Source organism: Pseudomonas sp. CFBP 8771 (assembly GCF_014841695.1).
Taxonomy (GTDB): domain Bacteria; phylum Pseudomonadota; class Gammaproteobacteria; order Pseudomonadales; family Pseudomonadaceae; genus Aquipseudomonas; species Aquipseudomonas baltica.
This window is the reverse complement of sequence record NZ_JACYUJ010000007.1, coordinates 332,298-353,551: the sequence shown is the minus strand read 5'-3', so window position 1 is coordinate 353,551 and position 21,254 is coordinate 332,298. Positions and strand designations below refer to the sequence as shown.

At 56.3% G+C, this 21,254-nt stretch carries 15 protein-coding genes and 2 pseudogenes; 12 read left to right on the top strand and 5 right to left on the bottom strand.

Annotation, left to right across the window (positions count from 1 at the left end):
* Window positions 1–146 precede the first annotated feature (146 nt).
* Both acnA and IFT80_RS18170 read left to right on the top strand, forming a co-directional pair.
* Entirely contained in the window at window positions 147–2,918 is a 2,772-nt protein-coding gene (gene acnA / locus IFT80_RS18175) for an aconitate hydratase AcnA (RefSeq protein ID WP_192138015.1), read from the top strand.
* Window positions 2,919–3,233: 315 nt separating this feature from the next.
* Window positions 3,234–4,550, top strand: coding sequence for a CitMHS family transporter (locus tag IFT80_RS18170; RefSeq protein ID WP_192057964.1), 1,317 nt, complete (start codon window positions 3,234–3,236; stop codon window positions 4,548–4,550).
* 245 nt (window positions 4,551–4,795) lie between these two features.
* Here IFT80_RS18170 and IFT80_RS18165 read toward each other — a convergent pair whose 3' ends face one another.
* Window positions 4,796–6,322 carry a CoA-acylating methylmalonate-semialdehyde dehydrogenase gene (locus tag IFT80_RS18165; RefSeq protein ID WP_192138014.1) on the bottom strand — a complete coding sequence of 509 codons (1,527 nt, stop codon included), beginning with the start codon at window positions 6,320–6,322 and terminating at the stop codon, window positions 4,796–4,798.
* Window positions 6,323–6,356: 34 nt separating this feature from the next.
* A complete protein-coding gene (locus tag IFT80_RS18160) occupies window positions 6,357–7,988 on the bottom strand; it encodes an MFS transporter (protein ID WP_192057968.1) in 1,632 nt (543 codons plus the stop codon).
* Window positions 7,989–8,564: 576 nt separating this feature from the next.
* Here IFT80_RS18160 and IFT80_RS18155 point away from each other — a divergent pair.
* The 7 genes and pseudogenes from IFT80_RS18155 (at window position 8,565) to acnB (ending at window position 15,961) form a co-directional block, all read left to right on the top strand.
* The gene (locus tag IFT80_RS18155) at window positions 8,565–9,467 is read left to right on the top strand and encodes a LysR family transcriptional regulator (RefSeq protein WP_192057970.1); all 903 of its coding nucleotides are present in this window, start codon (window positions 8,565–8,567) and stop codon (window positions 9,465–9,467) included.
* Between the two features lie 166 nt (window positions 9,468–9,633).
* Window positions 9,634–9,918: a YciI family protein gene (locus IFT80_RS18150; RefSeq protein ID WP_192057971.1), complete on the top strand. Its 285-nt coding sequence runs from the start codon at window positions 9,634–9,636 to the stop codon at window positions 9,916–9,918.
* Between the two features lie 95 nt (window positions 9,919–10,013).
* Window positions 10,014–10,934 (top strand): NAD(P)-dependent oxidoreductase, encoded by a 921-nt coding sequence (locus IFT80_RS18145; protein ID WP_192057973.1) that lies wholly within the window; start codon window positions 10,014–10,016, stop codon window positions 10,932–10,934.
* A gap of 204 nt (window positions 10,935–11,138) precedes the next feature.
* On the top strand, window positions 11,139–12,026 hold the full coding sequence (gene prpB, locus IFT80_RS18140) for a methylisocitrate lyase (RefSeq protein ID WP_192138013.1): 888 nt from the start codon (window positions 11,139–11,141) through the stop codon (window positions 12,024–12,026).
* 44 nt (window positions 12,027–12,070) lie between these two features.
* Window positions 12,071–12,421 (top strand): annotated as a pseudogene (locus IFT80_RS18135) (aconitase family protein); the annotation flags it as partial.
* A 136-nt stretch (window positions 12,422–12,557) separates the two neighbouring features.
* Window positions 12,558–13,169 (top strand): annotated as a pseudogene (locus IFT80_RS18130) (PrpF domain-containing protein); the annotation flags it as partial.
* Window positions 13,170–13,360: 191 nt separating this feature from the next.
* Window positions 13,361–15,961 (top strand): bifunctional aconitate hydratase 2/2-methylisocitrate dehydratase, encoded by a 2,601-nt coding sequence (acnB, locus tag IFT80_RS18125; protein ID WP_192138011.1) that lies wholly within the window; start codon window positions 13,361–13,363, stop codon window positions 15,959–15,961.
* Window positions 15,962–16,052: 91 nt separating this feature from the next.
* On the opposite strand, the gene IFT80_RS18120 is transcribed toward acnB, so the two are convergent.
* Window positions 16,053–16,661, bottom strand: coding sequence for a TetR/AcrR family transcriptional regulator (locus IFT80_RS18120; protein WP_192138010.1), 609 nt, complete (start codon window positions 16,659–16,661; stop codon window positions 16,053–16,055).
* A gap of 221 nt (window positions 16,662–16,882) precedes the next feature.
* Here IFT80_RS18120 and IFT80_RS18115 point away from each other — a divergent pair, with 221 nt between their 5' ends.
* The 3 genes from IFT80_RS18115 to IFT80_RS18105 are packed head-to-tail and all read left to right on the top strand — an operon-like array spanning window position 16,883 to window position 19,812.
* Complete coding sequence (locus IFT80_RS18115) at window positions 16,883–18,202, top strand: NtaA/DmoA family FMN-dependent monooxygenase (protein WP_197975917.1); 1,320 nt, start codon at window positions 16,883–16,885, stop codon at window positions 18,200–18,202.
* A gap of 34 nt (window positions 18,203–18,236) precedes the next feature.
* On the top strand, window positions 18,237–18,977 hold the full coding sequence (locus tag IFT80_RS18110) for an NADPH-dependent F420 reductase (RefSeq protein ID WP_192057985.1): 741 nt from the start codon (window positions 18,237–18,239) through the stop codon (window positions 18,975–18,977).
* Window positions 18,978–18,981: 4 nt separating this feature from the next.
* Window positions 18,982–19,812 carry an NADPH-dependent F420 reductase gene (locus IFT80_RS18105; RefSeq protein WP_342214349.1) on the top strand — a complete coding sequence of 277 codons (831 nt, stop codon included), beginning with the start codon at window positions 18,982–18,984 and terminating at the stop codon, window positions 19,810–19,812.
* 27 nt (window positions 19,813–19,839) lie between these two features.
* On the opposite strand, the gene IFT80_RS18100 is transcribed toward IFT80_RS18105, so the two are convergent.
* Together IFT80_RS18100 and IFT80_RS18095 are read right to left on the bottom strand one after the other, a co-directional pair.
* On the bottom strand, window positions 19,840–20,568 hold the full coding sequence (locus tag IFT80_RS18100; RefSeq protein WP_122476282.1) for an amino acid ABC transporter ATP-binding protein: 729 nt from the start codon (window positions 20,566–20,568) through the stop codon (window positions 19,840–19,842).
* Window positions 20,565–21,251 carry an amino acid ABC transporter permease gene (locus tag IFT80_RS18095; RefSeq protein WP_122476280.1) on the bottom strand — a complete coding sequence of 229 codons (687 nt, stop codon included), beginning with the start codon at window positions 21,249–21,251 and terminating at the stop codon, window positions 20,565–20,567. The genes IFT80_RS18100 and IFT80_RS18095 overlap by 4 nt, the downstream gene beginning before the upstream one ends.
* Window positions 21,252–21,254: the final 3 nt, after the last annotated feature.

The following is a 21,254-nucleotide window of genomic DNA, read 5'->3' as shown; positions in this document are numbered from 1 at the left end:
TGATTGACAAACGCAATCCGGCGGACCTAGTCTGACTGCACATTCGGCAGACAATAAACAATGTCCAGTTTTCATGGACTCAACGCTGCCGGACGAACGACTCCAGTTTCAACCGTGTACCTGATGAGTTGCCTAGAGAGAGCCACATGACCGACGCCAACAAGCTTTCAACAACAAGTCTGCGGTCGTTCAAGACGTCCGATGGCCGTGAACACCAATATTATTCACTGCCTGCGCTGCAGGCGACGGCTTATCCGAACTTGTGCCGTCTTCCTGTAGTGATTCGGATCCTGTTGGAGTCAGTACTGCGCAACTGCGATGGCAGCAAGGTGCTCCAGTCTCACGTCGAGGATCTCGCAGGCTGGCAGCCACAGGGCAGTCGGGAGCGTGAAATCCCGTTTGTAGTGGGGCGTGTCCTTCTTCAGGACTTCACCGGTATCCCGTTATTGACCGACCTGGCTGCCATGCGCAGCCAGGCGAAAAAGCGGGGTGGTGACCCCAAAGCTATTGAGCCACTGGTACCCGTTCACCTCGTTGTCGATCACTCGGTGCAGACAGAGTTTTCCAATGTGCCCGGCGCGCTTCGCAAGAACATGGAGGTCGAATTCCAGCGTAACCGTGAACGCTATGAACTGATGAAGTGGGGCATGCAAGCGTTCGAAACATTCAAGGTCATTCCTCCAGGCATCGGTATCTGTCACCAGATCAATTTGGAGTATCTGGCTCAAGGTGTCATCGAGAAGAACTCGCTCGTGTATCCCGATACGCTCGTGGGCACTGATAGCCATACGACGATGATCAATGGCATTGGCGTGCTGGGCTGGGGAGTGGGGGGTATCGAGGCCGAAGCTGGCATGCTGGGGCAGCCTGTGTACATGTTGATGCCGGATGTGGTCGGGGTTGAACTCAGCGGCGGCCTGCGTCCTGGAGTCACCGCCACAGATGCTGTGCTGCAGATAACTCAGACGCTGCGTGCTGCCAAGGTGGTAGGCAAGCTGGTCGAGTTCTTTGGTGAGGGGGCAAGCTCCCTCAGCGCGACCGACCGCGCAACGATTGCCAACATGGCGCCCGAATACGGCGCAACGACGGGGTTTTTTCCGGTCGACGACAAGACACTCGACTACTACAGCCAGACTGGGCGTAGTGCCGAGCAGATCGAGCTGATTCGCAAGTACTTCGAAGCCCAGGACATGTTCGGTACACCTGCTGTTGGCAGTGTTGATTACTCGACAGTGATCACGATCGATCTCGACCAGATCGTTCCGTGCGTATCTGGCCCCAAGCGTCCCCAGGATCGCGTTGACCTTACGGGCCTCGGGCGTCGGTTCGATGAAGTCATGGTCCAGGATGCCAAGAGCGGTGGCTATGCCAAGAGCAAGGACCAGCTTGAGCAGTTGTACCCAGTCACTGCCCAGCCTGCCGGCGCGGTTGGCCCGCAACAGACTTACGAAGTAGGGCACGGTCATGTGCTGGTCGCAGCGATCACTTCGTGCACCAACACCTCGAATCCCGAGCTCTTGATCGCCGCTGGCTTGCTGGCCAAAAAAGCAGTCGAGAAGGGCCTGGTCGCCAAGCCGTGGGTGAAGACGCTTTTCACACCGGGTTCGCGCGTCGTGACCGCGTACCTGCAGGATGCCGGCCTGACCCAGCCCCTGAGCCAGCTTGGCTTCGACATCGCAGCGTATGGCTGCGGCGCCTGTGTCGGCAATATCGGCCCGCTTGATCCTGCCTTGGAAAAGGTAGTGGTTGGCGAGGACTTGGTATGCAGCGCAGTGCTGTCGGGCAATCGAAATTTCGAAGCCCGTATTCACGGCAACCTGCGGGCAAACTTCCTTGCCAGCCCACCTTTGGTGGTTGCATTTGCGTTGGCAGGCTCCACGCGCTGTGACCTGACCACTGAACCGTTGGGCTATGATCGCGATGGGAAGCCAGTACTGCTGGCCGATCTCTGGCCAAGCAATGATGAAATCAAAGCGCTGAGCGTGAAGGCTGCAAACGCTGAACTGTACAAGAACCTCTATGCTGATTTGACCAAGGATCACGACCTGTGGAACTCAATCAAGACCAGCGAGGGGGAGGTGTACGATTGGCCTCAATCAACCTACGCCGCCGAGCCCGATTTCTTCGACACCACTCAAGCGGCTCGTCCCATCCTTGGCGCGCGTGCGCTGGCCATCCTGGGCGACTCCATCACCACAGACCACATCAGCCCGGCCGGCTCGATCACTCCTGATTCGAGTGCTGGAAAATGGCTCGCCGAACACGGTGTAGAGCGCAAGGATTTCAACACCTATGGTGCTCGCCGTGGTCACTTCGAGGTCATGGTACGTGGCACGTTTGCCAACGTTCGCCTGAAGAACCTGATGCTTGCGACGAAGGCAGATGGATCGGCAGACGAAGGTCCCTACACGTTACTTCAGCCTTCAGGTATTCGGACAACCTTGTTCGATGCGTCGCGCAGCTACATCGCTGCTCAAACGCCAACATTGATCTTTGCCGGCGAGGAGTACGGGTCGGGCTCCAGTAGAGACTGGGCGGCGAAGGGTACACGCTTGCTGGGCGTACGGGCTGTCATTGCCAAAAGCTTCGAGCGTATTCACCGCAGTAATCTGGCTGGACTTGGCGTACTTCCATTGCAATTCAAAGGCGCTGACGATGTGAGGTCCCTCGCGCTGGATGGCACGGAAACCTTCGACCTTCTCGGTGTGGAAAGCGGCGTAACGCCTACTCAAGATGTCACGCTTCGGATCACCCGCCAGAACGGCAGCCAGCAAGACGTGACTCTATTGGCCCGTATCGATACAGCGATCGAAGCGACCTATTTCGCCAATGGAGGCATTCTGCCTTTCGTATTGGCGGGCCTGCTGTCCTCCGCGAACGGGCAGTTGGTTGAAAAGACAACTGCAACGCAAGCTTGATCGCCTTCGGGCGTCGATTGGCTCGGCATTGATTTTTGTTCCGTACGTTTGAACCACAAAACAGTGCGAGCCTGATGGAGGTCGGGTTCGTCGCATAAGTAATGAGTCTTGGCGGTCAATACGCTATCGACAGCCTCCAATGATAAAAACAATGAATGAGGAAGTTTCAATGATTGCTATCAAACGATGCAAGTCGTCCGGTCATGGGCGTTGGAAAGAAAATCTTATTTTAATGGGTCGCAACTTAGTTAGTTCGCGACTACATGCCGGTGCGCCGTGCGCCTGAGCAATTCACATTAAAGATAGGGTATCGCCATGCTCGCTATTCTCGGCTTTTCGATGGTTTGTTGCTTCATGTATTTGATCATGACCAAGCGCATGACTGCCCTTATTGCACTCTTGTTGGTGCCTATTGTATTTGCGGCGATCGGCGGTTTCTGGACAGGGCTGGGCGCAATGATGTTGGATGGCATCAAGGCGCTTGCCCCGACAGGCGTGATGTTGACGTTTTCCATTCTGTATTTCGGCATCATGATCGATGCAGGCCTCTTCGACCCGCTGGTTCGTTTCATACTGCGGCTGGTAAAGGGTGATCCACTCAAGGTCGTCGTCGGTACAGCGGTGTTGACGCTGTTCGTTTCTCTGGACGGTGACAGCTCCACCACCTACATGATCGCTATCGCTGCCTTCCTGCCTCTTTACCAACGGCTGGGCATGAGTGTTCTAGGGTTGACGTGCGTGGTCAACATTGCGAGCGGGATCATGAACATCTCGCCGTGGGGAGGCCCTACCGCGCGGGCAGCTGCAGCGCTGCACGTCGATGCCCTGGATATTTTCCTGCCCATGATTCCAGCCATGCTGATGGCTTGCGCTGTGCTGATGCTCACCGCAGTCATCATCGGTCGCCGCGAACGGGCCCGGCTTGGCATCGTCGATGTCGAGGACTTTGCCAATGGTGAACTTGCGCTGGGTAACGGCGATGCAGAGGAATGCGCGAGGAATCGGCGTCCGAAAATGTTCTGGCCAAACCTGATACTGACCATTGGATTGCTGACCTGTCTGGTGCTGGGCCTCATGCCCATTCAAGTACTGTTCATGGTCGCTTTCGGTATTGGCGTAACATTGAACTACCCCCATTTGCAGCAGCAGAAGGAGCGCATCGCTTCACACTCCGCAAACGTGTTGGCCGTAACGTCGGTGATTTTCGCTGCAGGTATTTTTACCGGCATTCTTTCAGGCACCGGCATGGTCGATGCCATGGCGCAGAGCTTGCTGCACGTCATTCCAGACAGCTTCGGCCCGTACCTTGCGGTATTCACAGCCGTGGTCAGCTTGCCTTTCACGTTCTTCATGTCAAACGACGCATTCTATTTTGGCATCCTGCCAGTGCTGGCCCAAACGGCTACCACTTACGGGTTCACGACGCTGGAAATCGCGCGAGCTTCCATCGTCGGTCAGCCCGTGCACCTGTTGAGCCCCCTGGTGCCATCGCTCTACCTGTTGGTCGCGCTTGCCAAGGTCGACCTGGGTGACCACCAGAAATTTGCCCTGAAGTGGGCAGTGCTTGCGAGCCTGGCGCTGTTGGTGGGAGGGGTGTTGTTCGGAGGGTTTCCGTTACACCGCGCGCAGTGATGCCGGCCAGCATCGTTTGCAAAGCTTACTGAATTGCATCTGGAGGACGTCACGGTGTCCAGACATGGAAAAGTCATATCTGGACACCTGGGGGTAGGGATTCTGAGCGGGTGACTGGCCTCACTGCCGTGGTGCCTTCACGCTGATAGCCCGGACTTGGGAGACAGCGTGCTCGGTCAAATGCGGCCAGTGACAATACCAGGATGATGTACACCGCTGCCCGGCATCGAGCCGGGCATTACATCTCACTTCAATGTGATGGTCGTATTGACCCCCTCGCTGACGCTTTTGTCATCAAACCAGCGGCTTGTGATGGTTTTGGTTTGCGTATAGAACTGAATGACCTGCTTGCCATAGGGGCCAAGGTCACCGAGTTTCGAACCACGCGAACCGGTAAAGCTGAACGACGGTACGGGTACCGGGATCGGAATATTGATACCCACCTGACCGACGTCGATCTCGCTTTGGAATTTGCGGGCTGCGGCGCCGCTTTGGGTAAACAATCCCACACCGTTGCCGAAGGGATTGGCATTCACCAGGGCAATGGCATCGTCCAAGGTGTCGGCTTCGAGGACGACGAGAACCGGACCGAAGATCTCTTGGGTGTAGATATCCATGTCGGTGGTGACGCCTGAGAACAGGGTCGGCCCGATGAAATTGCCGTTTTCGAAACCCGGGACATTGATATTTCGGCCATCGAGTTCCAACTTCGCGCCCTTACGTACCCCGCTTTCAATCAGATCCAGGATCCTTTGTTTGGCACGCTTTGAAATGACTGGACCGATGTCGGTACCCGGTTCAGAGCCGGCGTTGACTTTCAGTTTCAGAGCCAGTTCCTTGATATCGGGCAGCCAAGTGCGGGCTTCGCCCACCAAGACGATCACCGAGGTGGCCATGCAACGCTGACCGGCTGCGCCGAAACCTGCGCCAACCAGTGCATTCAATGTGTGTTCGCGGTTCGCATCAGGCAGCACCACGGCGTGGTTCTTGGCGCCCATCATCGATTGAACACGCTTGCCGTGCTGGCTGCCCAGGTTGTAGACGTGGGTACCCACGTGCGTGGAACCTACGAACGAGATAGCCTTGATGTCTGGGTTGGTGCAGAGGGCATCGACGACTTCTTTACCACCATGCACCACATTAAGGACCCCGGCCGGAATACCAGCCTGCAGTCCCAGTTCGACCAGCATCATGGTGGACAGCGGATCCTGTTCCGATGGTTTGAGTACGAAGGTATTACCCGTAACGATCGCCATCGGAAACATCCACAGTGGAATCATGGCGGGGAAGTTGAAGGGCGTTATACCGGCACATACACCAATGGGCTGCCGCAGGGTATAAGTGTCCACACCCCCTGCGACGTTTTCGGCAAACTCGCCCATTTGCAGGCTGCCAATTGAACACGCGTGCTCCACGACTTCCAGGCCTCGGAAGATATCACCTTCAGCATCCGCGATGGTCTTGCCTTGTTCGGCGCTCAATACCTCAGCGATGCGCTTGGAGTTATCACGGATGAGCGCTTGAAGCTTGAGCATGATGCGCATGCGTGCGCCAAGCGGTGTTTTTTTCCAGCTGTGAAACGCATGCTCGGCGGCGTCGATGGCAGCTTTGACTTCCTCCTGAGTGGCCATCGGCACTTTCGCCAATACGGCTTGGGAGGCCGGGTTCACCACATCGAGCCACTCTTTCGTCTTGGAGTCGACCCATTCTCCGTTGATCAGCAATTTGACCTGAGCCACTGTAGTATTGTTCTTGTTCAATGAAGCATTCATGATGTCTCCTTGTTTACAGTTCTAAAGTCAATGCTTACTTCGAAGTTTCTACGGCATCGAGATCAACGTTTTTGGTCTCTCTGAGTGCAATGACGCCAATGACGAGACTGACGCCTGTGATGAGGACGGGGTACCAGAGGCCGTAGTAGATATCTCCTGTGTAAACCACAAGTGCGAAAGAGATGGTGGGCAGCAGTCCCCCGAACCAACCGTTACCGATGTGGTAAGGCAAGGACATCGAGGTGTAACGTATACGCGTCGGAAACAATTCCACCATCGTGGCTGCCAATGGACCGTAGGTCATGCAGGCGATCAGAATCAGAGCGACGATGATCGCGACTACCATGGGTTGGTTGACCTGCGCCGGATCAGCGCTGGATGGGTAACCCGCCGCCACGGTCACGTTCTTGATGGCTACAGCATCGAAACCCTTGAGCACCGTGCTGCCGACGGCAATCTCGATCTCGCTGCCAGCCGGGCTGGCAATGGTTTCATAAGGAATACCCATCTTGGCCAGGTAAGCCTTTGTCTTGTCGCAGGGGCTATCAAACTTGGCTTTGCCAACCGGGTCGAATTGGAAGGTGCACGATGCAGGGTCTGCAGTCACCGTGACGGGTGCCGTCATACTGGCTTGCGAGATCTGCGGGTTTGCATAATGGCTCAGGGCTTTGAACAACGGGAAGTACAGAACGGTAGCCAGTAGCAATCCCGTCATCAGAATGGGCTTGCGGCCAATTTTATCGGACAGCGATCCGAATATGACGAAGAACGGGGCGCCGATGACAACGCTGATGATCAGCAGTGTGTTGGCCTGTGCGGGGTCCATCTTCAAAAACTGAGTCATGAAGAACAGGACATAGAATTGCGAGGTGTAGAAAGTCACTGCCTGACCGGCATTGATCCCAAACAGCGCAATCAGTACAACCTTCAAGTTCTCCCAGGAACCGAACGAATCCCGGATAGGCGATTTACTTGTGGTGCCTTCTTCCTTCATTTTCTTGAAAGAGGGCGACTCGTGCATGCTCATGCGAATCCAGGCGGAGATACCTACCATGATCAGAGACAAGAGGAATGGGATCCGCCAGCCCCACACTTCGAATTGGTCACCGGTGAGTTTGCGACAGATCAAGATGACCAGCAGTGAAAGCAATAATCCAAAGGTCGCTGTTGACTGAATCCAGCCAGTAAACATTCCACGTTTGTTTCTTGGTGCATGCTCTGCGACATAGGTCGCGGCTCCGCCATACTCTCCGCCGAGCGCCAGGCCTTGAAGCATGCGCAGAACGACGAGAAGGATCGGAGCAGCTATACCCCAAGACGCATAAGTGGGAAGGATACCTACGAGGAAAGTTGATACACCCATGAGGACGATCGTCACCATGAATGTATATTTCCTGCCGATCATGTCGCCCAAACGACCAAACACAAGTGCGCCGAAGGGCCTTACCAGGAAGCCGGCAGAGAACGTCATCAGAGCGAAAATAAAGGCAGTAGTGTCGTTGACGCCGGAGAAGAAGTGCTTGCCGATAATGACCGCCATGGCGCCATACAGGAAGAAATCGTACCACTCGAATATAGTCCCGAGGGACGAGGCGAAAATAACTTTTCTGTCTTGGCGTCCTATTTCGGACGCGCCGACGCTTTCGGTGTGCGCAATATCACTCATTTGCAGTTCCTCGGCCCGGTGGGCTCATTTTGTTTTTGTTCTTGACTGCCGGCCAATTAGATAGGCCGCCATCGTTGGATCATTGGAGTTCACCCTCCAACAATTTAACTTTCAACCGATGGTTCATGCTTCTTACAACGGATGCTTTGTCTTCAAGCGCCAGCGGTAATGAGGCCGAGTCTATGAGCGCCTTATAGCGTGGCACAGAGCAGAATGTGCTCAACGGATGTGCAAAAAAGGCGGGATGGCCGGCATGTGACCCTCTATCCCTCGCACAGCCCAATGCAACGCGGCAGCGTCGTTATGGGCCGTGTGATCTCGCATACGGAGCAGCTACGTGAGACACAAAATCGGTGCGCGTTGCTCGAGGTACCCAAGCCTGGTGAGGAAGGGCGGTTTGCAGTTCCAATGCGGCTGGATCATGGCGCAGACTCCGGCCGCTACCTAGCCAAGCTTGCACCTGCGTACACTCGCGCGACCACAGACGTATTCATGAACCACACATTGCTCCGGCTTTCAGCAGGGAGTTGATGGCAGGAACCTCAAGAGGTTCGCACCAAGACCAGGAGCCGAGTGATGGCAAAGAAACAAAAAAAAGAGAACTGGGATGATTTTCGGTATTTTCTAGCCGTTGCCCGAGCCGGAACCTTGTCGGGCGCTGCCGAAACGCTGGGAACGGAACACACAACCGTTGCGAGGCACGTTTCTGCGCTCGAGGATGGGTTGAACATCAGGCTTTTTCACAAAAGCAATTCGGGCTACGAACTCACCCCTGAGGGGGAACGTGTGCTGAATGCGGTTGAAAGTATGGAAAGCATTCTGCTGTCCTACAAAAGTGACGAGAGTGACCTGGGGCAAATCTCCGGTCTGGTCAGAATCGGTGCCCCGGATGGTTTCGGCAGCGTATTCCTCGCCCCGCGCATGGCCGAACTGACACGGAGACACCCCAATCTTGAGGTCGAGATCTATGCCGCCGCTCGCGTGTTCAGTCTTTCCAAACGCGAAGCTGATATCGGCATCAGCCTGGCGACAGCGGAACACATGCGTGTAGCTTCTCGCAGGCTCACGGATTATCGCCTGCAGATCTACGCCACTCGTGAATACCTCGATAAGGCTGCTCCAATACGGACGCAGCAGGATCTGCAGCAGCACTCGTTCGTGGGGTACGTTGAAGAACTGTTGTTCGCACCTCAGCTCAATTTTTCGAGCGGTCTGAAGGTTGATCTGGTGTCGCGCCTGCGCAGTACCAATTTGTTGACTCAGTTGCACACGGTGCTGGGAGGGACGGTCCTGGGCATCCTGCCTGCCTACATCGCAAACTCCTTCCCCAAGTTGATTCCCGTACTGGCTGACGAGGTCAACATCAAGCGCTCGTTCTACATGCATGTGCATGAGGACCATCGCAAAGCTGCGCACATACGCGAAGTCGCCAGGTTCATCGCGGACGAGGTCGGTGCCAACCAGCAGCTCTTCCTGTAGTAGCACGGGTAGGCACCTTTGGACGTCAGTGATTTTTTGCACGCCGGATGTGTATTTATTGTGTTGTGAAGGCACAACCGGCGGGCGTAACGTCATTCCATCGAGCAGGATACTTCCTCGGAAGTCTGGCTTCGTTGGAACGTCTAAAAACAATAATAGGTGCAGCATGCTCTACGTCATCTACTGCAGAGATAATCCATCTACACCCACTTTGCGTGATGAGTTCTACGACGCGCATCGTGCTTACCTTAAAAGTGCATCGATCAAGATTCTGGTCGCCGGGCCCTACACGTCCACCGACAGCGAAAAGAAGATTGGGAGCATGCTGGTGGTGGAAGCAGAATCTCTCGAGCAAGCTACAAATTTTCAGAAAAATGATCCGTTTGCTCTAAACAATGTTTGGAGTGAAGTCAGCATCAACCCCTATATCAAAGCAATCGATCAGCGTTAATCCAAGCGTGCAGCGTAAACGCCTGTACTTGGACAACCTACGATAATCGCGCCTGACTGTTTGGCATAACCCTTGTAAAGCAATGGAGAACAAAAATGAAAACTATCGCTTGGATCGGTCTTGGTTTCATGGGCATCCCTATGTCCAAACATATGTTGAATGCCGGCTACACCGTCAGGGGTGTGGATATTGACGCTGCTGCCCGTGAAGCGGCTGTAAAAAACGGCGTCGAAGTTTGTGCGACGGTGGCTGAAGCCTGTAAGGGTGTCGATGCCGTATTCACCATGTTGCCTACAGGTACCGAGGTCAAGGAAGTCCTGACCGGTCCGAACGGTGTATTTGCCAGCATTGATCCAAGCACCGTGGTCATCGACTGCTCCACCATTGGCATTGAAAACGCCCGTGCTGTACATGCGTCTGCCAGGAAAGCCGGTCGAATCTTTGCCGAGGCGCCCGTCTCCGGTGGTACCGAGGGGGCCATAGATGGCAGTCTGACCTTCATGATTGGTTGTGAAGACCCGCACGTGGCCCGCGTCAAGGAGCTGCTGGGCCCGATGGGTGGTTACATCGCCCATGCCGGTGGTCCGGAGGCTGGCCAGGCAGCAAAGGTCGTCAACAACCTGATCATGGGGGTTTGCGTCGCGGTCAACTGCGAAGCCACTGCATTGGCCGAGCGCCTGGGTCTGAACCTGAAAGAGTTTTTCGAAATTGCCATTCGATCCACTGCCGATAACTGGACGTTCCGCGTCTGGAATCCTGGTGTGGGTGTAGTTCCAACTGCCCCCGCATCGAAGGGCTATAAAGCAGGCTTCAAGACCTGGCTGCTGGCCAAGGATCTCAGCCTTGCCATGGAGGCAGGCCGCGAAGTGGGTGCCACGATCGCCACAGCCGAAGCTGCCCACGCCATCTTGAAAAAACACATGGATAACGGCGGCGCAGACATGGATGCTACTTCCTTGGTGCTTAGCCTGAAAGACGCCGCTGAAAAAGCCGTACCACAGAAAGCTATCGCTTGATCGCAAGCGCTGTCCTGGAACATTGCGACATCCGGCCCGGAGTCTCAGCTTCGGGCCATTTCTGATTCACCTGTCATATGCAAATTTAAATAACCATCGCTGGTGTCCCTAAGTAACTGCGGTCTCATGAGGGCTGGCGCTTGGCGTTCGGCTGCGGCCTCGGTTTGCCGCATGAAGTCGCCCATAATAATAAGTGAGGTCGATATGACGATAACCTCTGCCGGTCAGCGCTTCCGTCAAGCGGTAGCGCAGGAAAGTCCGTTACAGATTGTAGGCGCGATCAATGCGAACCACGCGCTACTGGCGAAACGTGCTGGCTTCCGCGCCATTTACCTTTCTGGAGGAGGGGTAGCAGCTGGATCTTTGGGCATACCCGATCTCGGAATCAGCAGTCTGGATGATGTTCTGACCGACGTTCGCCGTATCACCGATGTGTGTGATCTTCCATTATTGGTCGACGTCGATACCGGCTTTGGTTCGTCGGCGTTCAATATTGCGCGAACGGTAAAGTCGATGATCAAGTTCGGCGCCGGTGCAATCCATATCGAGGATCAGGTCGGTGCCAAACGTTGCGGCCATCGCCCCAACAAAGAACTCGTCAGCCAGCGGGAAATGGTCGATCGAATCAAGGCTGCTGTCGATGCTCGAACAGACGAGGATTTCGTCATCATGGCCCGCACCGATGCGCTGGCGATCGAAGGAGTAGCGTCGGCTCTGGACCGTGCAGCTGCCTACGTCGAAGCGGGGGCGGACATGATCTTTCCCGAAGCAGTGACCGAACTTGCCATGTATGAGCAATTCGCTGAACGGGCGCGGGCGCCCATCTTGGCCAACATCACGGAATTCGGCTCAACCCCACTCTATACAACTGACGAGCTGGCTTCGGTCAATGTGGCAATGGCGCTGTACCCGCTCTCGGCCTTTCGAGCGATGAACAAGGCGGCGGAAAACGTCTATCGAATTCTTCGTAGAACGGGCACCCAGCGAGGCGCTGTGGAAACCATGCAGACCCGAATGGAGCTGTATGAGTCAATCGGCTACCACGAGTACGAGCAAAAGCTCGACGCGCTTTTTGCGCGGAGTCGGGCGTAACGACCCGCTTTGTCGGTGGGCGTCGATGAATCCTGCGGGTCAGAGTCGACCACTCGCTGGCTGTGGAGTGCGGGGGCTACGACCCCGACGCTTTCATCAAAAACCGTGCGATTGAAGATCGCCGCAATGAAGACCGGTTTCACTTCATCGAGTGGACAAAGAAAGCGTTCAAAAATGTGGAGGTCATACCCCCCGGCAACGGGATCATGCATCAGATCAATCTGGAGAAAATGTCCCCGGTGGTTCAAGTGAAGGACGGGGTGGCTTTTCCCGATACCTTGGTAGGTACCGATAGCCATACTCCCCATGTCGATGCGCTTGGCGTCATCGCGGTGGATGTAGGTGGTTTGGAGGCTGAGAACGTCATGCTGGGTCGGGCCTCGTGGATGCGGCTGAACCTCCCTTGAGGTGCCTGTCACCTGTCGTCTGGATACGGCCGAGGAGGTTTCGATCTACGAGGCCGGTGGGGTGTTGCAGCGCTTTGCAGAAGACTTCTTTGAAAATGCATCGGCATAAGACGGGAGTAGCGTCATGAGTCATCCGGCACAACTGCAAATTCCCGCTACCTATATGCGAGGCGGAGCCAGCAAGGGCGTTTTTTTCTCACTCGACGATCTACCCAGAGAGGCCCAACGACCCGGTGTCGAGCGAGATGCCCTGGTTCTTCGAATCATCGGAAGTCCCGACCCCTATGGCAAACAGATCGATGGAATGGGAGGAGCCACTTCCAGCACCAGCAAGGTGGTGATCGTCAGCCGCAGCCAAGTCCCTGATCATGATGTCGATTATCTGTTTGGACAGGTGTCGATCGATGACGCCCTCGTCGACTGGTCTGGAAGCTGCGCAGATCTATCGGCTGCGGTGGGCCCATTTGCAATCAGCAACGCATTGCTACCGTTCGCACGCGTTCCCCTCGACGGTATCGCTACCGTTCGCATATGGCAGAAGAATATCGGCAGGACCGTGCTGGCGAAGGTTCCCATCAGGGATGCCGAAGTGCAGGAGTTGGGTGATTTCGAGCTGGAGGGTGTGACGTTTCCAGCAGGAGAGATTGTCCTCGAGTTCTTCGACTCCTCTTCCGGCGCAGATGGCGATGGCAAAGCGATGTTTCCCAGCGAAACCTTGCAAGTGGACCCGAGCGTTGAGCGTCACCATGAGGTGGTGCACATCGATCGCATGGTGACGAGTCGCAGTGCCCGAGTGCTCATGAACGGCTTTGTTCGCGTACCTAAAACCTGGTAGCGGTGAACTGAGTGTCCGATTTTCAGGGCTGATGCCAACGGCATCGCCTACAGCTGGTCGATGTCCCACGGCCCCAGATCAGGAATGACAACGTGCTAGAGAAATACTTCGATCATGTACGTGAACGAGCGGCGCTTGGTTTGCCCCCGTTGGCTCTGAACCCGGAAAAAACGTTGGCGCTGGTGGAGCTTTTGAAGTCGCCACCCATTGAGCATGAGCAACTGCTCTTGGAGTTGATCACACACCGTGTGCCGCCTGGGGTCGATGAGGCCGCGTATATAAAAGCGGGCTTCCTGTCGGCCATTGCACACGGCACCGGGCACTCTCCTTTGATAAGCCCACTGCAGGCCGTTGAACTGCTTGGCACCATGCAGGGCGGCTATAACGTCTCAACCTTGGTCGAATTATTGGATAGCCCCACTCTGGCTGCAGAAGCAGCGGCGCAGCTCAAGCACACCCTGCTCATGTTCGATGCGTTTCGTGATGTGGCGGACAAAGCCAGAGCGGGAAATCACTATGCCCAGAAAGTGCTGCAATCATGGGCCGAGGGTGAATGGTTTTCCAGCAGACCGGCTATTGCAGATAAATACACGCTGACCGTCTTCAAGGTAGCGGGGGAGACGAACACGGACGATCTTTCTCCAGCGCCAGATGCTTGGTCGCGTCCGGACATTCCACTGCATGCCAGGGCCATGCTCAAAATGACCCGTGACGGTATCGAGCCGGAATGCCCCGGTGAAATTGGTCCGCTCAAGCAGATCGAAGACATACGTGCCAAAGGCTATCCCGTTGCCTTTGTGGGCGATGTGATTGGGACCGGCTCGTCGCGCAAGTCGGCTACCAACTCGGTACTGTGGTTCTTTGGAAATGACATACCTCACGTACCGAACAAGCGTGCGGGAGGATTCTGCTTCGCAAACAAGATCGCCCCCATTTTCTATAACACAATGGAAGATGCCGGTGCGCTTCCGATTGAGTTCGATGTCTCGGCTTTGAGCATGGGGGATGTCATCGATGTGTACCCCCTGGCAGGGAAGGTCTGTAAGCACGACTCGGACGAAGTCGTAGCAAGGTTTAGTCTGAAGACCCCTGTTCTACTCGACGAACTACGAGCCGGCGGTCGAATCCCTCTGATCATCGGTCGTGGATTGACAGAAAGAGCTCGGGTCGAACTGGGGCTCGAAGCCTCTATGCTCTTCCATAAGCCAGAGCAGCCAGCGGATTCTGGAAAAGGCTTCACCCTTGCGCAAAAGATAGTGGGCCAGGCCTGTGGCGTTGCAGGCATTCGGCCAGGAACGTACTGCGAACCGAAGATGACCACGGTGGGCTCGCAAGACACGACAGGGCCCATGACGCGAGACGAACTCAAGGATCTGGCATGCCTGGGCTTTTCCGCAGACCTGGTAATGCAGTCCTTCTGCCATACCGCCGCGTATCCCAAACCTGTAGACGTTATGACTCATCACACCCTTCCGGACTTCATGAGGAACCGAGGAGGCATATCACTGCAGCCAGGCGACGGGATCATCCACAGCTGGCTCAATCGAATGCTTCTGCCTGACACGGTCGGCACCGGCGGTGACTCCCATACGCGTTTCCCGCTGGGCATTTCGTTTCCGGCCGGCTCAGGTCTGGTGGCCTTCGCGGCAGCGACGGGTGTGATGCCTCTGGATATGCCTGAATCGGTTCTGGTTCGGTTCAGAGGGACATTGCAGCCAGGCATCACCCTACGGGATCTTGTGCATGCCATTCCGTACTACGCGATCAAAGCAGGGTTGCTGACGGTCGAGAAGAAAGGCAAGAAGAATGTCTTCTCCGGCCGGATTCTTGAAATTGAAGGTCTCGATCACTTGACCGTCGAGCAGGCATTCGAGCTGTCCGATGCCTCGGCCGAACGCTCTGCAGCAGGTTGCACGATCAAGCTCCCAGAGAAAGCTGTCGCTGAATATCTGAACTCGAATGTCACGCTGCTGCGCTGGATGATATCCGAGGGCTACGGTGATGCCCGTTCACTCGAGCGGCGTGCAGCCGCGATGGAGGACTGGTTGAGTACCCCGTCGCTGATGTCCGCCGATCCCGACGCCGACTATGCGGCCGTGCTCGAGATCGATCTGAGCGACATTATCGAGCCGATCGTTTGTGTACCTAACGATCCTGATGATGCGCAGCTTCTTTCACACGTGAGTGGTAGCAAAGTCGATGAGGTTTTCGTCGGTTCGTGCATGACCAACATTGGCCATTTCCGAGCCGTCGGCACACTTTTGAATCGGCAGGTCGGTTCGATTCCGACCAGACTTTGGTTATGTCCACCCACCAGAATGGACGAGCACCAGCTGAGAACGGAAGGGTTCTACGATGTGTTCAAGCGTATTGGTGCTCGAACCGAGATTCCCGGGTGTTCGTTGTGCATGGGCAACCAGGCTCGCGTCGCGCCAGACTCGACCGTTGTTTCGACCTCGACGCGCAACTTTCCAAACCGTCTGGGAGACGGGGCCAATGTTTACCTGGCGTCTGCAGAGCTTGCCGCCGTGGCTGCGATCCTTGGCAAGCTTCCCAGCCTGGATGAGTACATGCAGCACGCAGAAGTGATCGCGAAAATGTCCTCTGACATTTACAGATACTTGAGCTTTGATCAGATTGCGAGCTTCAAGAATGCAGCGCAGAACGCCCGGATAGCTGTCGCGTCAGCTTAGACCCGGCAGCAATAGGAAAGGCGTACAGGCAAATGGCGTGCTGCGCACTACTGGGTTAACACGGCGATGGGCGAGCAGGGGATGAGCCATTTTACTTCTCATGAGGCCCATCTTGCGCAGAGACCGGTAGCGCCCAGCCAGTGCGCAAGACCTCCTGCAAGGCCTGACGCGTATCGATGGCCCCGCCAGTATTGGCGCCTGCCCAAGCAATGGCTAACGCCGCAAGAAAGATGTCGCGCCCGGTCAGCGAAGGTCGCGCATCACCATTGCGCTGCGCAGCTTCAAGAAATACGGCGGAAGCATCGACGAGTGATTGACAGGTGGGGCGGAGAACAGAACTCGGCTGGGACCAGGCCGCACGCAAAGGTTCTGGTAGCCCTTCGTATGCATTCATCCAGGTTCCCAAGGCTTCGATCCAACGGTCCAGCGCAATTCCAGGATCTGGCTCATCGGCTTGGATGGCCATGCGTGCTTGATCGAGATACGCATAGTGCACCTCCATCAGAGCAGCCAGCAGGGCGTCGCGCGTCGGAAAATGGCGGTACAAGGTCCCGGGGCCGACCCCTGCACGTTTGGCGATACTGTCCATGGAGACGTCGACGCCCTCATCGGCAAAGGCGAGGCCTGCGACTTCCAGAATATGGTTTCGGTTGCGCAATGCATCGGCCCGTGGGCGCCGTATCGAGGGTTGTGTAGGCATGGCTGTGATTTGGCTCTTGATATCCGGAGTGCATCTCCATATATTAGCTCAAGACAAGCGGAGGAGCTTTCCGTTTTTATGCATTGGCTAATACTGGGGAGTTAGGACGGCATGATAGATCCCTATCCGTGGCATTCGCCATACCAAGGTGTCCGGGTGGACACAGTCAGGCTCACCGGCACTGCCTATCTCAAGACAGGTGGCCGCAAGGCGGGAAGGTTATGAGCATGATGATCATCGGCCTGCATCTGGGTAACGGTTACGGTTCACAACCCGGCGCATGGCGCATGCCGTGGGTCGATCCTACAAATTACGTGAGCTTCGATGCGCGAGTACGTCAGGCGCGAGCGGCAGAGCGTGGAAAATTTCAGTTCATTTTCCTGCCCGATGGCCCTGGCGCGGTGGCTGATATTGAAAACGAGGCGCCTCATTTCAACCTTGATGTGATGATGACACTGGCAGCCGTGGCGCGTGGTACCGAACGCATAGGCTTAGTAGCCACTGGATCCACGACGTTCAATGAAGCATTCAACCTCGCGCGGCAATTCAAGGCGCTCGACATCATGAGCCATGGTCGCGCGGGTTGGAACGCCGTCACCTCAAGCGGCAATGACGTGGCCGCAAACTATGGCCAGCGAATCCCGTCCAGTGCAGATCGTTATGCGCGTGCCAACGAGTTTGCACAACTGGTGCAGTCTTTGTGGGGGAGTTGGGGCAAAAACGCGTGGGTTCACGACCAAGTCAGCGGGCAATTCGCAAAGGCGGATCAGATCGCACCCGTAGCGTTTCAGGGCCAGTACGTAGGCTCTCGCGGCCCTCTTTACATCCCTCCTTCCGAGCAAGGACAGCCAGTCGTTTTTCATGCGGGCGGCGGCCGCAATGCCTTTGAGTTTGCCGGTCGGTATGCAACTGCGGTGATCGGTGCGTGCTTCACAGTGGAAGATGCCCAGGCGCAGAGGCAGGCTTTTCGCAACGCAGCTGTAAACGCTGGTCGGCACCCGGATGAAATCAAATTCATTCCCGGTTTGATGACGACTATTGCGACCACCCGTCGCGAGGCGCTGGATCGTCGAACGATGCTCAACGAGCGCTATTTTGCCCAGCAGGCTGCTTACCTGGGGCAGATGTTAGGCCTGAGTTTCGATCTCGCGCTGATTGACCGACCGCTGTCGCCAATGCAGCTGGCGACAGCGCACCCATCGCCATTCGACCCGCGCGCGCTGCACGCGTTGGAGATTGCCCGTGAGGGTTGGAGTGTGAAAGACATATTGGCCCACGGAGTGATCGATTATCACCCGGCCATCGTCGGCCCACCCGTTGAAGCGGCAGACCATATGCAGAAATGGTTTGAAGCCGGTGCAGCTGATGGCTTCTGGATTTCACCCGACATCAACGATGACGGCATCGACGCATTTGTCGATGGTGTTGTCCCGATTCTTCAAGAACGTGGTCTTTTTCATCGAGATTATGAAGGTACCACCTTGCGCGATCACCTGGGCGCGACGGCTCAGTATGGGACCGATTCGCGCATTGCCACCTGACTCAACATCTACCCTAAACCCATGAGGACAGTATATGAAAATAGGTATTATCGGCGCAGGCAACATCGGCGGAACCCTCGCACGTAAACTCGTCGCCGCAGGCCATAAAGTCAAGTTGGCAGGATCCAAGGGGCCGACTGACATCCAGCAGTTTGCCGATCGAATAGGTGCCATCGCAGTCGCTTCGCATGAAGCCACACAAGATGTAGAAGTGATCATCTTGTCGATCCCGTTTGCAAGCATCCCGCAGGTTGCTGGGATCGTTGCCAGCGCTTCCCCAGAGGCCATTGTGATCGACACCTCGAACTATTATCCGCAGTTCGGTACACGTGTTGCGGAAGTCGATGCAGGCACGCCTGAAAGTGTGTGGTCGAGCGAGCAACTGGGGCGACCTGTCATCAAGACGTTCAACGCTGCACTGGCTAAAACATTGGCCGACGGCGGCAAGCCCAAAGGGACCATAGATAGGATCGCCATGCCTGTGTCCGGTGACTCCCAGGCTGGAAAGGCAGTGGCATTTCAGCTGATCGAAGACGCCGGATTCGAGCCATTTGATGCAGGAAGCCTTGCGCTGTCATGGCGTCAGCAACCAGGCACGCCTGCCTACTGCACCGAACTGACGCTGCCAGAGCTCAAGTGGGCAGTGGCTCACGCCGTGAAAAAAATCGCTCCTCATCATCGTGACAGCCTGATGGCCGAGTTTGCAGCAAGCACAACGTCGCTCGACCACGACACTGTCATCAAGCGAAATCGAGAAGTTACGGCTCCCCACTGATGGCATGTCCCAAACACATGCAGATCTTCAGTGTGAGCGTCCAGTTATGCAACTCAAACAAAGCTTTACTTCATCTAAGGACACCCTCATGAAAATTGGCATTCTAGGAACCGGAAACATCGGCAAAACACTGGTTGTGCGTCTGAGCGAAGCAGGACATGACGTCAAGGTAGCCAATTCTCGAGGTCCTGACTCCATCGCTCCAGAACTGCTGGCGTCGGGTGCTCGAGCGGTAACGACCGAAGACGCACTGGTCGATGTCGAGGTGGTCATCTTGTCCATCCCTCTCAACCGGCTGGCCGGCATCGCCCCGCTGATCGCTGGCCTTCCGGCAGAGACGGTCGTGATCGACACCTCGAATTATTATCCTTTCCGCGACCAGAAGATCGATGCCATTGAGCGCGGCCAGGTAGAGAGTCTGTGGGTCACAGAGCAACTTGGCCGCCCGATAGCCAAAGCGTGGAATGCAATCGGATCGGCCTCGCTGGCCAAAAAAGGAAAGCCTGCCGGTGCAGCCGATCGGATCGCCATTCCGGTATCAGCCGATCGCGATCGTGATCGCGATGTGACCATGTCATTGGTCAATGATACGGGGCTGGACGCCGTTTACGCCGGTCCGCTGGCGGACTCCTGGCGCCAGCAGCCAGGGGCGCCTGTCTATTGCACGGATCTTTCGAACGCAGAAATCGAGCCTGCCCTGAAAGCCGCTGAGCGCGAGAGATTGCCAAAGCGCCGTGATCTGGGCGTAGCGGTTATGCAAGAACGGCTAGGAGATGGGACAACCAACCCCGACGAGGACTGGGGGGTGCGGCTGGTTCGGGCCATCAATATGTAAGCCTGGTTTCTACGCCGGGCCGAATACTCAATGCTGCAAGATCTTCGACAGAAAGCTGCGAGCACGATCGGAGCGGGGCGCGCTGAAGAACTCTTCGGATTTCACGTCCTCGATGATCTCACCGCCGTCCATGAACACGATGCGGTCGGCGACCTTACGGGCGAACCCCATCTCGTGGGTGACGCACATCATGGTCATGCCTTCGCCTGCCAGCTCCACCATCACATCCAGCACTTCGTTGACCATTTCCGGGTCGAGCGCCGAGGTGGGTTCATCGAACAACATGGCGATGGGGTCCATGGCCAGGGCGCGGGCAATGGCGACCCGTTGCTGTTGGCCACCGGACAGCTGAATGGGGTACTTGTGCGCATGGGCCTTGAGGCCCACGCGCTCCAGAAGTGCCGTGCTCTTGCTGGTGGCGGTGGTGACATCGCGCTTGAGCACCTTGATCTGCGCCAGGTTGAGGTTCTCCACGATAGTCAGGTGCGGGAACAGCTCGAAATGCTGGAAGACCATGCCCACTCGGGCGCGCAGTTTCGGCAGGTCGACACCGCGGCCGGTGACCGGTTGGCCGTCAATCGAGATCTGTCCTTCCTGCACCGGCTCCAAACCGTTCACGCACTTGATCAGGGTGCTCTTGCCCGAGCCGGACGGCCCGCACACGACCATCACCTCACCGCGCGACAGCTGGGTCGTGCAGTCTTTCAGGACCTGAAAGTCGCCGTACCACTTGCTCAGGTTTTTCATCTGGATCATGCGGTTCTCTCCGTGCTTCTTTTCAGGCGTTTACTGAGCCGCGACAGCAGATAGCAGATCACCAGGTACACCAGGGCCACGAACAGGTACAGCTCCACCAGGCGTCCGTCGCGCTGGGCGAATTTGCTGGCGGCGCCGGTGAAGTCCGCGATGGACAGCACGTACACCAGCGAGGTGTCCTGAAACAGGATAATGGTCTGGGTCAGCAGCAACGGCAGCATGCGCCGCAGCGCCTGCGGCAGGATTACGTAAAGCATCGCTTGCGACGGTCGCAGGCCCAGGGCCTGGGCTGCCTGCTTCTGGCCGCCGGAAATACTCTGGATGCCGCCGCGGATGATTTCGCTGTAGTACGCCGCCTCGAACATGCAGAACGTCACGAAGGCAGTCACCACCGGGCCTATCTGCACGGGGCGTTCGGTGTGGAAGGTCATCTGCAGCAGCAGCGGCATCAAAAAGTAGAACCAGAAGATCACCAGCACCAGCGGAATGCTGCGCATGACCGTGACGTAGCCCAGGGCGAAGCCGCGCATCACGCGGTTGCCCGACAAGCGCATCAATGCCAGCAGGGTGCCGACCACGATGCCCACCGACATCGCCACAAGTGTCAGCAACAAGGTGAACTTCAGGCCGTTCCACAGTGCGGGCATGGCTCGCACGATGACACTGGGGTCTAGATCGAACATGAC

Bases quoted from the DNA above. Each gene is read 5' to 3' on its own strand.
- acnA (WP_192138015.1), top strand. From the start codon at position 147: ATGACCGACGCCAACAAGCTTTCAACAACAAGTCTGCGGTCGTTCAAG.
- IFT80_RS18170 (WP_192057964.1), top strand. From the start codon at position 3,234: ATGCTCGCTATTCTCGGCTTTTCGATGGTTTGTTGCTTCATGTATTTG.
- IFT80_RS18165 (WP_192138014.1), bottom strand. From the start codon at position 6,322: ATGAATGCTTCATTGAACAAGAACAATACTACAGTGGCTCAGGTCAAA.
- IFT80_RS18160 (WP_192057968.1), bottom strand. From the start codon at position 7,988: ATGAGTGATATTGCGCACACCGAAAGCGTCGGCGCGTCCGAAATAGGA.
- IFT80_RS18155 (WP_192057970.1), top strand. From the start codon at position 8,565: ATGGCAAAGAAACAAAAAAAAGAGAACTGGGATGATTTTCGGTATTTT.
- IFT80_RS18150 (WP_192057971.1), top strand. From the start codon at position 9,634: ATGCTCTACGTCATCTACTGCAGAGATAATCCATCTACACCCACTTTG.
- IFT80_RS18145 (WP_192057973.1), top strand. From the start codon at position 10,014: ATGAAAACTATCGCTTGGATCGGTCTTGGTTTCATGGGCATCCCTATG.
- prpB (WP_192138013.1), top strand. From the start codon at position 11,139: ATGACGATAACCTCTGCCGGTCAGCGCTTCCGTCAAGCGGTAGCGCAG.
- IFT80_RS18120 (WP_192138010.1), bottom strand. From the start codon at position 16,661: ATGCCTACACAACCCTCGATACGGCGCCCACGGGCCGATGCATTGCGC.
- IFT80_RS18115 (WP_197975917.1), top strand. From the start codon at position 16,883: ATGAGCATGATGATCATCGGCCTGCATCTGGGTAACGGTTACGGTTCA.
- IFT80_RS18110 (WP_192057985.1), top strand. From the start codon at position 18,237: ATGAAAATAGGTATTATCGGCGCAGGCAACATCGGCGGAACCCTCGCA.
- IFT80_RS18105 (WP_342214349.1), top strand. From the start codon at position 18,982: ATGTCCCAAACACATGCAGATCTTCAGTGTGAGCGTCCAGTTATGCAA.
- IFT80_RS18100 (WP_122476282.1), bottom strand. From the start codon at position 20,568: ATGATCCAGATGAAAAACCTGAGCAAGTGGTACGGCGACTTTCAGGTC.
- IFT80_RS18095 (WP_122476280.1), bottom strand. From the start codon at position 21,251: ATGTTCGATCTAGACCCCAGTGTCATCGTGCGAGCCATGCCCGCACTG.